Source organism: Paenibacillus sp. sg306046, assembly GCF_059821225.1.
This window is the reverse complement of sequence record NZ_JCAMRT010000020.1, coordinates 76,247-88,618: the sequence shown is the minus strand read 5'-3', so window position 1 is coordinate 88,618 and position 12,372 is coordinate 76,247. Positions and strand designations below refer to the sequence as shown.

At 54.6% G+C, this 12,372-nt stretch carries 15 protein-coding genes; 1 reads left to right on the top strand and 14 read right to left on the bottom strand.

Annotation, left to right across the window (positions count from 1 at the left end):
• Positions 1–3: 3 nt before the first annotated feature.
• The 4 genes from AC6ROY_RS19395 to AC6ROY_RS19380 form a co-directional block, all read right to left on the bottom strand.
• On the bottom strand, positions 4–498 hold the full coding sequence (locus tag AC6ROY_RS19395) for a hypothetical protein (RefSeq protein WP_500102250.1): 495 nt from the start codon (positions 496–498) through the stop codon (positions 4–6).
• 53 nt (positions 499–551) lie between these two features.
• Positions 552–1,541: an aldo/keto reductase gene (locus tag AC6ROY_RS19390; protein WP_500102249.1), complete on the bottom strand. Its 990-nt coding sequence runs from the start codon at positions 1,539–1,541 to the stop codon at positions 552–554.
• Between the two features lie 15 nt (positions 1,542–1,556).
• Positions 1,557–1,754: a DUF896 domain-containing protein gene (locus AC6ROY_RS19385; RefSeq protein ID WP_500102248.1), complete on the bottom strand. Its 198-nt coding sequence runs from the start codon at positions 1,752–1,754 to the stop codon at positions 1,557–1,559.
• A 116-nt stretch (positions 1,755–1,870) separates the two neighbouring features.
• Positions 1,871–2,227 (bottom strand): LysM peptidoglycan-binding domain-containing protein, encoded by a 357-nt coding sequence (locus AC6ROY_RS19380; protein ID WP_500102247.1) that lies wholly within the window; start codon positions 2,225–2,227, stop codon positions 1,871–1,873.
• A 152-nt stretch (positions 2,228–2,379) separates the two neighbouring features.
• Between AC6ROY_RS19380 and lexA the strand changes: the two genes are divergently transcribed.
• Positions 2,380–3,000, top strand: a complete 621-nt coding sequence (gene lexA, locus AC6ROY_RS19375; protein WP_500102246.1) for a transcriptional repressor LexA — start codon at positions 2,380–2,382, stop codon at positions 2,998–3,000.
• 198 nt (positions 3,001–3,198) lie between these two features.
• Here the strand turns inward: lexA and AC6ROY_RS19370 are convergent, their stop codons facing one another.
• The 10 genes from AC6ROY_RS19370 to AC6ROY_RS19325 form a co-directional block, all read right to left on the bottom strand.
• Positions 3,199–4,122, bottom strand: a complete 924-nt coding sequence (locus AC6ROY_RS19370; protein ID WP_500102245.1) for a GNAT family N-acetyltransferase — start codon at positions 4,120–4,122, stop codon at positions 3,199–3,201.
• A 160-nt stretch (positions 4,123–4,282) separates the two neighbouring features.
• Entirely contained in the window at positions 4,283–5,620 is a 1,338-nt protein-coding gene (glnA, locus tag AC6ROY_RS19365; protein WP_500102244.1) for a type I glutamate--ammonia ligase, read from the bottom strand.
• 50 nt (positions 5,621–5,670) lie between these two features.
• Complete coding sequence (locus AC6ROY_RS19360) at positions 5,671–6,084, bottom strand: MerR family transcriptional regulator (protein WP_500102243.1); 414 nt, start codon at positions 6,082–6,084, stop codon at positions 5,671–5,673.
• A 99-nt stretch (positions 6,085–6,183) separates the two neighbouring features.
• Complete coding sequence (locus tag AC6ROY_RS19355) at positions 6,184–7,431, bottom strand: methionine gamma-lyase family protein (protein ID WP_500102242.1); 1,248 nt, start codon at positions 7,429–7,431, stop codon at positions 6,184–6,186.
• Positions 7,424–8,758 (bottom strand): GTPase HflX, encoded by a 1,335-nt coding sequence (hflX, locus tag AC6ROY_RS19350; RefSeq protein ID WP_500102241.1) that lies wholly within the window; start codon positions 8,756–8,758, stop codon positions 7,424–7,426. The genes AC6ROY_RS19355 and hflX overlap by 8 nt, the downstream gene beginning before the upstream one ends.
• Positions 8,755–9,750 carry an AAA family ATPase gene (locus AC6ROY_RS19345; protein ID WP_500102240.1) on the bottom strand — a complete coding sequence of 332 codons (996 nt, stop codon included), beginning with the start codon at positions 9,748–9,750 and terminating at the stop codon, positions 8,755–8,757. The genes hflX and AC6ROY_RS19345 overlap by 4 nt, the downstream gene beginning before the upstream one ends.
• A 98-nt stretch (positions 9,751–9,848) precedes the next feature.
• Entirely contained in the window at positions 9,849–10,514 is a 666-nt protein-coding gene (locus tag AC6ROY_RS19340; protein WP_500102239.1) for an HAD family hydrolase, read from the bottom strand.
• A gap of 114 nt (positions 10,515–10,628) precedes the next feature.
• Positions 10,629–10,814 carry a twin-arginine translocase TatA/TatE family subunit gene (tatA, locus tag AC6ROY_RS19335; RefSeq protein ID WP_500102238.1) on the bottom strand — a complete coding sequence of 62 codons (186 nt, stop codon included), beginning with the start codon at positions 10,812–10,814 and terminating at the stop codon, positions 10,629–10,631.
• A gap of 65 nt (positions 10,815–10,879) precedes the next feature.
• A complete protein-coding gene (locus tag AC6ROY_RS19330; protein ID WP_500102237.1) occupies positions 10,880–11,572 on the bottom strand; it encodes a YdcF family protein in 693 nt (230 codons plus the stop codon).
• A 21-nt stretch (positions 11,573–11,593) separates the two neighbouring features.
• The gene (locus AC6ROY_RS19325) at positions 11,594–12,271 is read right to left on the bottom strand and encodes an alpha/beta hydrolase (protein ID WP_500102236.1); all 678 of its coding nucleotides are present in this window, start codon (positions 12,269–12,271) and stop codon (positions 11,594–11,596) included.
• Positions 12,272–12,372 lie beyond the last annotated feature (101 nt).

Genomic DNA, 12,372 nt, shown 5'->3' with positions numbered 1-12,372 from the left:
TGGTTAAGCTTTTGCGTCCTGTTTAAGCTCAATGCCGTTTTTCGTTGCAAATTCGGTCAGCTTTTCTTTCATCGAATCAACCGGCATTTGATGAAACACTTTAGAAAATGCCCAGCGGTTTCCCTTTGGCTTGAGCGTCACTATAATCGTATCTTTGGCAAACACAATGTCCTGAATTTGCGATGCATCCATTACGCGATCTCCGCCAAAACGTCGTGAGGCAATGGACGACTTGCTCACTTTAAGAAACGGTCTTCGAACCCAATACATCAGCAGCGCCAGCAAAATGTAGCTGGCCCCGGTTACCCAATACATCGTTTCCTGCCCAGGAATTTGGCTAAAGGTTACAAAACAGAACACTCCGGTAGCTGTCAACAGCATCGGCAGGAGCCAGCTGCGCCCTTTGAAGGTCACGGAGCCGTCCGTCGACTTAACCGCAGTGCTGGTGCTGCCGCTTTTATTACGCTGCGCTGATAATTTGGTATTTTTGCGCACCATACGTTCCCACTTGCGAGATGACATCGTTTAATCCCCTTATCCTTATGCACGTCTTATAGTTCGCGGCGAAACTTCTCAATAAAACGGTACGGGTATTCAGAAGGCAACGCACTGACCTGATCCAGCCGATTCCAGTGATCATCAGAAAGCTTCCAGCCGGTTGTCCCCATATTATCCTCATATTGACCCAACGTACGCGCGCCGAAGATTGGAGAAGTAATGCCAGGCTGATGAATCAGCCAGTTCAGAGCAATCTGAGCGGGCGACTTGCCGGTTTCTCTTGCAACGGCCAGCAGCTCGTCTAAAATACGGAAGTTTTTATCCGTGCTGCGCAGCTCCCATCTGCTTTCCCCGGCTTTCGCCGCCAGCCTGCCTTCGCTTGGCTCGACTCCGCGTTCATACCGCCCTGTCAGAAAACCGCCGCCGAGCGGCGCCCATGGAATAATCCCAACGTTTTCCTCCAGACAAAGCGGGATAACCTCACGATCCATCTCACGGCTGACCAGACTGTACTGCGGCTGAACGGAAATAAACCGCGCATAGCGGTTAAAATCGCTGATCCCTAACGCCTTCATCAATTGATAGGCGAGAAAGTTCGAACAGCCGATATAACGTACCTTGCCGCTGGAAACCAGATCATCCAAGGTGCGCAGCGTTTCTTCGATCGGTGTCAGGTGGTCCCCGACATGAACCTGATACAAATCAATGTAATCGGTTTGCAGCCGTTTCAGGCTGTCATGAACCCCATCCAAAATATGCTTGCGTGACAGACCGCGTTCATTGACGCCGGAACCGACAGCCATTCTGACCTTAGTCGCCAGTACGATATCAGAACGGCGATGGCGGATCGCTTTGCCGACGATCTCCTCCGATTTACCTGATACGTACACGTTAGCGGTATCAATAAAATTGCCGCCCTGCTCCAGGAAGCGGTCTATCATATGGATGGAGTCGCTTTCGCTCGTTGAAGAACCAAACGTCATCGTACCTAAACAAAGCTCAGACACAACAAGACCGCTTTTCCCCAAAATCCGATAGTTCATGCCGACCCCCGCCCTTTACTTCTTCTCGTCATCCTCATCCACAAACTTGATATTGTCGAGTTGACTGCGCAAGGAAGATTTGAACGATTGGATATATTTGGCTCGCAGCTCGTTCCGCTCCTCCAGTTCTGACTCGGTTAATCCTTCGGCCTTCGCTTTGCGGGCCAGCTCATTAATCCTTTTGACTGTTTCATCGTGATCCGCTTCCTGCATACTGATCCTCCTTGCCCCTTCCTTGTCCTGAATAGCTCAAATTATACTTTGACATTCCGGGCATGTATTGTCAAGAGAAGGCTTGAGGAGATCGGAAATCACGAACGTTCGCGCTTTTAAGGAAGCAGCAGCTTTTGACCGGACCGCAAGGAGGAATCCTTCATTCCGTTCAACTTTTTTATTTCATATATATAAACCTGAATGTTCACATCAGGCGATTTATGTGCCGAAGCGATCCTCCAGAGCGTGTCCCCGTTGTTTACAACGATCGACATCTGTGCTTTCGTCTGTGGACCTGCCGCATAGGCGTCCGAGTGATCAAGCAGCATCGTGATCAGGAAGCTCGTCAGAAGCAGCACCCCAAGCGCAGCAGTTATGACAGCAACACGCTCCTCCCGCGTGGCCCTCCTGCGTAAAGCTCTTTTTCTGTCGGCGCCATAACCTGTATCTTGAAATGCAATGGTTTGAATCATCTCGCAGCCCCCCCAAACATTCGTTCTGTCTATATCCTAAATTATCACGAACAAACGTTTGCGTCAATCGTTTTTTTCGAACTTATGTTTGTACGAACGGTTATTCTGTGATATACTTCGACATAACGATTCCCTATCATTGGAGTGATACGATGAGCAAAATTTCTTCTCGCCAGCAAGCGATTCTTAACTTCATCAAAACAGAAGTAAAAGATAAGGGCTACCCGCCTTCCGTCCGTGAAATCGGCGAAGCGGTCGGACTTGCCTCTAGCTCCACTGTCCATGGCCACCTGGAACGACTTGAGAAAAAAGGTCTGATCCGACGCGACCCGACGAAACCGCGGGCGATTGAGATTTTGGACGGCGCATCCGGTGACGGAGCATTTGCTGTCGCCGTAGCCCGCGTCCCGCTGATCGGCCGGGTAACAGCTGGCGTTCCGATCACGGCAACTGAAAATATCGAGGATTACTTCCCGCTGCCTACGCATTTTGTCGGCGAGCATAACGTGTTTATGCTCAGTGTTATTGGCGAAAGCATGATTGATGCCGGCATTCATAACGGCGATTATGTCATCGTTCGCCAGCAGCAAACGGCCAACAACGGCGATATCGTAGTTGCCATGACCGAAGAAGATGAAGCAACGGTCAAAACCTTCTACAAAGAAAAAGACCATATTCGCCTGCAGCCGGAAAACCCGACGATGGACCCGCTGCGGTTAACGAACGTCTCCATTCTCGGCAAAGTCATCGGCGTATTCCGCAATATTCATTAACTCGCTTCCGCCAAACGCAACAGCCAGGTTGACAGAGCGTCTGGTTTCCGATCACTATACATCCGTTCGCCAAACGACAAAACCCGTCAGACTGTCACCATGCTCCGGTGATGCAGCCTGACGGGTTTTTAACTGTCCATGAATTTTCAGGCGGCTAGGGACTAACAAACTTATCCCGTACCCAGCGCAGCAGAGCAATCACAAAATGTCTGGATCATGCTCCTGCGCCAGCCGCTCCTGCACAGCCTCCACACTTGCCCGGTAATAGTCGGTCGCCAGACGACTTTGAAACCCGCAGGCGCGGTACAAGCTGCAAGCCGGTTCATTGCGGCTGTCAACATCCAGCACAAGCCATGTCGCGCCTGCCGCCCGAGCCTCCTGTTCCATTAAACCAAGCAGCTCCCTTCCCAGCCCAGTCCGCTGACGGGCAGGATGAATGCCGAAGCCATACATCGTAGCTTCAGCTTCTTCTAGCAGCAAGCCGCAAATGCCCGCCAGCTCGCCGTCTGTCATCGCTGCATACTCCACCCGATTGGCAGAAGCGATTCCGTTCTCAAAGCGAACCAATCCTTCCTCTATCCTGGTATGAAATACAGCATTCGACAGCTGGGCAAACGGCTGCAAATCTTCACCTGGCTTGATCCTGCGCAGCGAGATTCGCCCCGTCCCTTTCGCGTTCGAACTCATTGATCCAACTTGGCGACAAAGCGTATATTCCGTATAAGCATAGACTGCTCCCAGCCGCCGCAAGAAGGAATGGGCCGCCGTTGCTTCGGGCGCGGTCAAAAACAACAGCTCCCTGATCTGATGCTGCGCCAATAAATGTGCCGCCTGCGCGACCAAAGCGGTGAAATAACCGCGGACTCTGCTCTGCGGACGCGTAAAGCCGGACAATTCCGCTTCATCCAAGCCCGGCGCAAACAAGCTCACAAAGCTGGCAAGCTGCCCTTGCTCCTCCATCAGCAAATAAGCGGGCATATCACGCTTGCTATTGAAGGAGGTATCCAGATGCACGGGAATTTGGAAGCCGTCCGCTTGCTCAGCCTGCGCGTGAAGCAGCCGGACTTGCTCCTGCTCGGTTTCACTCAAACTTGCCTGGACCCGAAGAATCGCGTTCGCCATCGTGTCCACCGCCCTTCCTCATTTGCTTTGACTGCTCCTGCATTCAACCTGTCTGCACCCAAGTAAAATTCACCCGAGTCCGTCCAAAAATGAGCAACCGCGTGCCGTAACATAAAAAACGGGCGTCCGGTTTCCCGAACCCCCGTTACTGCGTCAGCTTTTAATACAACGTTAAATACTGCTCTCTCTCCCAAGCGTGTACCTGCGTCCGATAGATGTCCCATTCGATTTCCTTCAGCTCAACGAAGTGAGCCAAGGCGTGATCGCCCAGCGCATCGCAGATGACATCGTCGCGAAGCAACTCGTCAAGCGCCTGCTTCAGGTTAACCGGCAAGCTTGGAATACCTTGCTCCTCCCGCTCCTCTTCGGACATCACATAAATGTTGCGGTCCGTCGGAGGCGGCAGCTGCATTTTGTTCTTGATCCCGTCCAAGCCGGCCTTCAGCATAACCGCAAGCGCCAGGTAAGGGTTGGCTGCCGGGTCCGGGTTGCGAACTTCCACGCGTGTGCTAAGACCGCGGGATGCCGGGATGCGGATCATCGGGCTGCGGTTGCTTGCCGACCAAGCTACGTAACAAGGCGCTTCGTAGCCTGGTACGAGACGCTTGTACGAGTTGACGGTAGGGTTCGTAATCGCAGCGAATGCACGCGCATGGCGCAAAATGCCAGCCATATAATAACGGGCCGTCGCACTCAAGCCGAGCTTGTCGCTTTCATCGTAGAACGAGTTTTCATTGCCGCGGAACAGCGACTGGTGCGCATGCATCCCGGAACCGTTTACGCCGAACAACGGCTTAGGCATGAAGGTCGCATGCAAGCCATGCTGACGGGCAACCGTTTTAACAACAAGCTTAAACGTTTGAATTTGGTCGGCAGCTTTGATAGCATCGGCATATTTGAAGTCAATTTCATGCTGGCCAGGAGCTACCTCATGGTGGGACGCTTCAATTTCAAAACCCATTTCTTCCAGCGTCAGCACGATTTCACGACGGCAGTTCTCGCCAAGATCGGTCGGCGCCAGATCGAAATATCCGCCCTGGTCATTCAGCTCCAGCGTAGGGTTCCCCTTCTCATCGGTCTTAAACAGGAAAAATTCCGGTTCAGGTCCAACGTTCATCGCGGTATATCCCATCTCCTCGGCTTCCTTCAAGGCAGCCTTCAGGATGCCGCGGGGATCGCCAGGAAACGGACGCCCGTCCGGCAAATAAATATCGCAGATCAGACGCGCTACGCGGTCTTCCGTCACCCAAGGGAAAATAACCCACGTAGACAGATCCGGATACAGGTACATATCGGATTCCTCAATGCGTACATAGCCTTCAATCGAGGAGCCGTCAAACATCATTTTATTGTCCAACGCCTTTTCCAGCTGGCTGACCGGAATTTCGACGTTTTTGATCGTTCCAAGAAGATCGGTGAATTGCAGGCGAATAAAGCGGACGTTCTGTTCCTTTGCAATACGCAAAATATCTTCTTTGGTAAAGAGTTTATCCGTCACTGTAAAATCTCCTCCTCAGTATACAATCATAAGATCGGCAGAGCCTGGCTCTACTTTCTGAAAAACCTGGACAACTCGCCTTGAATCAAAGATACGGAATTGGGACGCTTGCCCCCGCCCAGCAGCTGCTGCTTGAGCATTTTGTGCAGCTGGGAATCCGTCAGCTCGCGCCGCTTAACCTCGGATTGCTCACTGACAATGGTGGCCTCCTCCGAATCTTTGTCGACGGGCAGCAGCACCTGCTTGATGCCGGCGATATTTACGCCCTTTTCAATCAAATCCTTGATCTCAAGCAGCCGCTCCACGTCGTTAAATGAATACAAACGCTGATTGCCGCCTGTTCTTGCCGGTATGACCAACTCATGCTGCTCGTAATACCGGATTTGTCTGGCTGTCAAATCAGTCAGCTTCATCACGATACCGATTGGAAAAAGGGCCATATTTCTGCGGATATCATCACCCATGACCATCACCCCTAACACAGAAAAAACCTTACTCTTATTGTAGCTTCGATCCTAAAAAGTGTCAAGTTGTGTTAGGTTCGTGAAATATGTAAGCAATGATTACAATAAATTACGGTCCTTCATCGTTTGCAGCGCCGTCAGCACACCCAGCTTGCAATGCGAATACGTCAGGCCGCCTTGCATATAAGCTATGTAAGGCTCGCGGATCGGCGCGTCAGCCGACAGCTCCAGGCTTCCGCCCTGAATAAACGTGCCTGCAGCCATAATGACGGGATGCTCATAACCGGGCATCGCCCACGGCTCGGGAACTACATGTGAATCAACCGCCGCTGCCTGCTGAATTCCCTGGACAAAGGCAATCAGGTGCTCCGGCCCGGTAAAGCGGATCGCCTGAATCAGGTCCGTACGCGGGTCGCTCCACTTCGGATGTGTAACGAAGCCCAGCTCCTCAAATACCGCCGCTGCAAACACCGAGCCCTGCACCGCTTGTCCGACCAGATGCGGGGCGAGGAACAGCCCTTGAAACATCGCTCGCAGCGTACCTAGCATCGCGCCGACTTCACCGCCGATGCCCGGCGCCGTCAGCCGGTAGGAGGCCAGCTCAACCAGCTCGCGCCGTCCGGCAATATAACCGCCGGTTGATGCCAGCCCGCCGCCGGGATTTTTAATCAACGAGCCTGCGATCAGATCAACGCCCGCCTCTGTCGGCTCGGTCAGCTCCGTAAATTCACCGTAGCAATTGTCCACGAATACGATCAGGTCGGAGCGAAGCTCCTTCACGAAGCGCACCATGTCCCCGATCTGCTCCACCGTAAACGAAGCGCGCCACGAGTACCCCCGCGAACGCTGAATGCCGATCACCTTCGTCTCAGGTCTGATCCGCGCAGCGATGGCCGGCCAATCCGGAGCGCCGTCGGCGGACAAAGCGACCTCCGCATAGCCGACACCCCAATCCTGAAGCGAGCCTTGTCCATCCCCCGGCTTGCCGATCACCTTGTGCAGCGTATCATACGGCCGCCCGGTAATCATCAACAGCTCGTCCCCCGGGCGCAGCACGCCAAACAACGCCGTGCCGATCGTATGGGTGCCGGACACAAAATGCGGACGCACCAAAGCCGCCTCCGCGCCAAATACATCCGCGTAGACGAGATCCAGCACCTCGCGTCCACGGTCATTGTACCCGTAGCCGGTCGAGCCGGAGAAATGATAATCGCTCACCTTATGCTTCTGAAAAGCGCGAATCACCTTCCACTGGTTGCGGTCAACCACACGGTCGATGTCTTTCAGTCTGCCTTCAATAACCTGCTCGGCCTGCTCCATCCAGGCCAGCACCTGCTCATTAAACATGCTCCGTCGTCTCTCCCTCGTTGTCTCCATAAGCTTGCTGCTTCGCGTCATAAGCAGCAAGCGCGTACCCCAGCTTGTCATACTCCTTGTCGTTAACTCTCACCGTAAACAGCAGATCCTCGCCGTCCACTTCTTGCTCCAGTACTTCGCCGACGCGGTAAACCAGCGAAATGACATCGCCCTTCTGAGCCGGAATACGGAACAACCGGCTGTCCCCCATCACCTGCTGCTCCAGCGCGGCGACAACTGCAGCCAAATCACGCTCCTCGTAAGCGGATATGCGCAGAAATTCACCGCCGGTCGTCAGCAGCTCCTTTTGCCCGGCAGAAAGCAAGTCCGCCTTGTTAAACAAGGTCAACCGGTCCTTGCCATGCGCGCCCAGCTCCTCCAGGACCTCATCCACCACACTCATCTGGATTTCCATCATCTCCGACGAACTGTCCACGACATGGACAATCAGATCGGCTTCATTCGCTTCCTCCAATGTCGCACGAAATGCGGCAACCAGATCATGAGGAAGATTTTGAATAAAGCCGACCGTATCCGTCACGACGATGTCCACCCCCCCGGGCAGTCTCAGCGCCCTTGACGTTGGGTCCAGCGTGGCGAACAGCTGGTTTTCGATGTAGACGTCGGCTTGCGTCAGCTGGCGCAGCAGCGTGGACTTGCCTGCATTCGTATACCCGACCAGGGCGACCTGGTAGACGCCTGTTTTTTTGCGGCGCTCGCGGTGCAGCACCCGGTGACGCACCACCTCTTGTAATTGACGCTTCAGCTCGCTGATCCGGTCGCGGATGTGCCGACGGTCCGTCTCCAGCTTCGTTTCTCCCGGCCCGCGTGTCCCGATGCCGCCGCCGAGCCTGGACAAGTTTTTGCCATGGCCGGACAAACGCGGCAGCAAATAGCTCAGCTGCGCCAGCTCCACCTGAATAATGCCTTCCCTTGTTTTAGCCCGTCCGGCAAAAATATCAAGAATCAGCTGGGTGCGGTCGATAATTTTCACGTCCAGGTACTGTTCCAGGTTACGCACCTGCGCCCCCGACAGCTCCTGGTCGAAAATCGCCGTATTCGCGCCCAGCTCCTCCAGCTCACGCTTCAGCTCCTCAGCCTTGCCTTTGCCGATAAACCACTTCGAGTCGGCGTATTCCTTGTTTTGCGCGAGGGTGCCGAGCACCTCTACTCCTGCGGTTTCAGCAAGACGAATCAGCTCAGCCAAGGAATAGGCCGGATCATAGTTTTCCTGGCGCTTCAAGGATTGGGTCACCAGGCTGACCAATACGGCTCTAGCCTGGTGATCCGGCGTTACCTCATGTACGGCTCTCTTCATATAAATTTGGACGTCTCCTTTGGCGGCTTGCGGTCCAGCTTCACGTCCTCAGGCCGAATCATCATCAGATCCTGCCTGGACGGCTGCATGCCTTGCATATTAAGCAGCCGGACGGCATGGTTGCGCAGCGCCTTCTCGATCAGATTGCGCACGAACCGCGCGTTGCTGAACGCGATCTCCAGTTGATTTTTTTCATGCATAATTTGCTGGCGGATTTTCAGCTCCGTAGACGGATTAAGCGTATATTCGCGCTCCTTGACCATCAGCTCGGCGATCTGCATCAGCTGGTCAACCGTATAATCCGGAAAATCCAGCTGAATCGGAAACCGCGACGGAAGCCCTGGATTCGTCTGCAAAAACTGGTCCATCTCGTCGGAATAGCCGGCCAGGATGAGGATGAATTGATTTTTATGATCCTCCATGGCCTTGACGAGCGTATCAATCGCTTCCTTACCGAAATCTTTTTCCCCGCCTCGCGCCAAACTATACGCTTCATCTATGAACAAAATGCCTCCGATTGCCTTCTTCACCAGCTCGCGGGTTTTGAGCGCCGTATGCCCGATATATTCGCCCACCAGATCGGCGCGCTCCACCTCGATCAGATGCCCCTTGGACAGCACGCCCATCGTCTGGAACAGCTTCGCCACAATGCGGGCAACCGATGTTTTTCCCGTCCCTGGATTGCCCTTGAAAATCATATGGTACACCTGAGCTCCCGCCGCCAGCCCCGCCTCGGCGCGCAGGCTTGCGATCCGGAGCAGCGCATAAATTTCAAATACCAGCTCCTTCACATGGTCGAGACCGACCATCTGGTCCAACTGCTTCATGATCTCGCCAAACTGCCCCTGCTGGGAAAGGGACTTGCCCTGAAACATCGCTTCCGGATCAGCGGCCAGCGCGGCGACAGGCTCAGGGCTGCGCAGCACGACATTGATCTGCCGGGCGTTTTTGGTGATCTGGATCTGATCCGATGGCTGTACACGTCCGCTCATGCGTTACATCACCTCATCTTTGGTGTTAATGTATACGCGCAAGCTGGGCGGATTGTGTCTGTTTTATTTGTCTATTGTACCCTTCGTCACGCTTTTTTTCAAAAACGGACAGACAGCGCCGCCAGCACCTGTTCCAGGCTTTGCTCCTCCATAGAGCCGAGACGCAGCTGATGCAGGCCAAATTGAAGCTGAGCGGTGACCTCGTTCGGCACGATCACGCAGTGCATGCCCGCTCGCTGCGCAGCCAGCGCTCCGTTGGGCGAATCCTCGAAGGCAACTGCAGCCTGCGGAATGACTTCAAGCGCCTCCAGCACAGCCAGGTACAGCTCAGGGTCCGGCTTCACCTGTCTGACATCGTCACGAGTTCGAATGGCGTCAAAGCAGTCCAGCAGCCCGTAAAACGCCAAGTAGCCGGTGACCCAAGCCCGCGTCGAGCTGGACGCCAGTCCGATTCGCAAATCAAGACGCTGCGCCGCTTCCAAATAAGCTCGAACGCCGGGCCGGACGTCGATTGCCGCCATGCTGGCCTCATAACGAGCTTTGCGCCTTGCACGCGCAGTCTCGCGGTCATAAGACCGTCCAAGCTGACGCTCCAGGTCGTCGTACGGATCAAAAATACCCGGACCGGTCCCGATGCAAGCCCCCCATACATCAAGCGTCAGCTCGCGGCCATGCGAGCGGTACATGTGCCGGAACGAGTCAAATTCAGCCGATTCCGTATCCAGAATCAGCCCATCAAAGTCAAACACAACCGCGCGAATCATTCCCTAACTCCTTCCGCAGCTTCATAAAAAGCTAAAAAAACGGCGGAGGCTCAGCATGGCGCCAGTCCTCCGCAATTGATGTGACTTCTGTTCATTTCTAGTCCTAAGTTCCAGTCACCGTTTCTCATCCTTCTTCTCTTCTTCCTTGTCTCCGGACGTCAGCCCGCGTGTCGATTCCTTAAATTCCGTCAGCGTGCGCCCGACCGCTCTTCCGAGTTCAGGCAGCTTGGATGGACCGAACAGCAGCAGGACAACAACCAAAATAAGCAGCAATCCGCCGATCCCAATATTTAATGGCAACTAGCTCACCCCGTTTCTTGGAGTACGTTTGGTTAAATTATACCATAAACGGATCAGGCGCGCACTCAGAGCAGCGGGCCATGTCCAATCGCATACTGCAGCTTGTCCAGCTCCCATTTGACGATCGCAAGGGTTTCCCGGCTGCGATGCCAGGCCATCAACAGCGCCTGGGAGTCCATTGGCGCAGCTACAGGATCGCGGTAGCCGAGGTACCTGGCTATATTGAGCGCCCGCACGGCATGGTACCGATGAGTAATAATGGCCGCGGAGCTCCACCCTTCCCGCTCCATAATCGCTTGACTGAACTTCAGGTTTTCATAGGTGCTGCGCGATTGCGGCTCCAGTTCAATGCGTTCCCCCGGAACACCTTGTCTCATTAAATAATTACGCATGCCCTCCGCTTCACTTAATGGCGCGTCCGCCGTTCCATAACCGCCGCTGACAATAAAGCGGCTAAGCTTGCCGTCCCGATACAACTGAACGGCGCGGTCAAGCCGTTCCCGGAGCGCCGGGCTCGGCTCTGTTTGCCACAGTGCGGCCCCTAAAATAATGCCTACTTCAACCGGCTGCTTCACCTGATCGGGCAGCGTCGCCATCCGCCACTGCAGCGTGACGATCCAGCAGACGCACAGCAGCAACGCTGCGGCCGTCCACAAGGACAGCCGATTGACAAAGCTTCTTTGTCCAGCGGACGCAGCCGCTCTGTTTCCCCGACGCTCAGCCTGTTTCCTGCATCTTGCTTGCAGCTGTTTGTTCAACCTTACTGCTCCTGTCTCCTGTTAGCCAGGCTGGGATGCGGAGAGGAATGTGCCCACGGTCCGGAAAACCTCCGGAGCATCAGGCTCGAAGCACAACATGTGCCGGGATTGGGCAAAATAGACAAGCTGCTTGTCCCCCTGCAGCCGATTATAAATATACCGGGCGCTGCGGGGATGCACGATCTGGTCCAGCTGACCCTGGGCAACGAGCGTCGGGATGGACACCTTGCCCAGCTCCTGTTTCTTGGCATATTGCGCCAGCTTCATAAATTGCACGGTCGCAGGCAGCGGCACCCGCTTGACACGCCCCCAGTGCTCCCAATCCTGCGCCCGCACCCGCCCGACGAAATCGCGAAGCAAACGCAGCGGGCTGAAATAAATCGCCGCCGCATTCAACAGGACGAGCCGGCGGACCGGCAGCCGGTTAGCCACGTAGGCTGACAGAAGACCGCCCATGGAAAATCCGACCACATCAAACGCCGCATAATTCCGGCTCATCTCCCGCGCTTCGCTGACCGCCGCGTCCAGCCAATCCTGCCAGCCTACCTGCCCCAGCTCCAGCAGCCCGGAAGCATGGCCGGGAAGCAGCGGCACATGGCAATCATAGCCTTGAGTCCGCAAATAATCCGCTAGCGGCTCCACCTCAAACGGCCCTCCTGTAAATCCGTGCAGCAGCAGACAGCCTCGTTCCTTCACCATCCCTCTCTCCTTCTTACTAGACGTTATTGAAAAGCTCCTTGTTCCATAACCGCTATGTATCGCTCGAAAATAAATCGTCACTGAAGCTTGGATCAAAAGAC

What these genes read in the sequence shown, in the direction of transcription:
- AC6ROY_RS19395 (WP_500102250.1), bottom strand. Translation starts at nt 498, where the DNA reads ATGGTGCGCAAAAATACCAAATTATCAGCGCAGCGTAATAAAAGCGGC.
- AC6ROY_RS19390 (WP_500102249.1), bottom strand. Translation starts at nt 1,541, where the DNA reads ATGAACTATCGGATTTTGGGGAAAAGCGGTCTTGTTGTGTCTGAGCTT.
- AC6ROY_RS19385 (WP_500102248.1), bottom strand. Translation starts at nt 1,754, where the DNA reads ATGCAGGAAGCGGATCACGATGAAACAGTCAAAAGGATTAATGAGCTG.
- AC6ROY_RS19380 (WP_500102247.1), bottom strand. Translation starts at nt 2,227, where the DNA reads ATGATTCAAACCATTGCATTTCAAGATACAGGTTATGGCGCCGACAGA.
- lexA (WP_500102246.1), top strand. Translation starts at nt 2,380, where the DNA reads ATGAGCAAAATTTCTTCTCGCCAGCAAGCGATTCTTAACTTCATCAAA.
- AC6ROY_RS19370 (WP_500102245.1), bottom strand. Translation starts at nt 4,122, where the DNA reads ATGGCGAACGCGATTCTTCGGGTCCAGGCAAGTTTGAGTGAAACCGAG.
- AC6ROY_RS19360 (WP_500102243.1), bottom strand. Translation starts at nt 6,084, where the DNA reads ATGGGTGATGATATCCGCAGAAATATGGCCCTTTTTCCAATCGGTATC.
- AC6ROY_RS19355 (WP_500102242.1), bottom strand. Translation starts at nt 7,431, where the DNA reads ATGTTTAATGAGCAGGTGCTGGCCTGGATGGAGCAGGCCGAGCAGGTT.
- hflX (WP_500102241.1), bottom strand. Translation starts at nt 8,758, where the DNA reads ATGAAGAGAGCCGTACATGAGGTAACGCCGGATCACCAGGCTAGAGCC.
- AC6ROY_RS19345 (WP_500102240.1), bottom strand. Translation starts at nt 9,750, where the DNA reads ATGAGCGGACGTGTACAGCCATCGGATCAGATCCAGATCACCAAAAAC.
- AC6ROY_RS19340 (WP_500102239.1), bottom strand. Translation starts at nt 10,514, where the DNA reads ATGATTCGCGCGGTTGTGTTTGACTTTGATGGGCTGATTCTGGATACG.
- AC6ROY_RS19325 (WP_500102236.1), bottom strand. Translation starts at nt 12,271, where the DNA reads ATGGTGAAGGAACGAGGCTGTCTGCTGCTGCACGGATTTACAGGAGGG.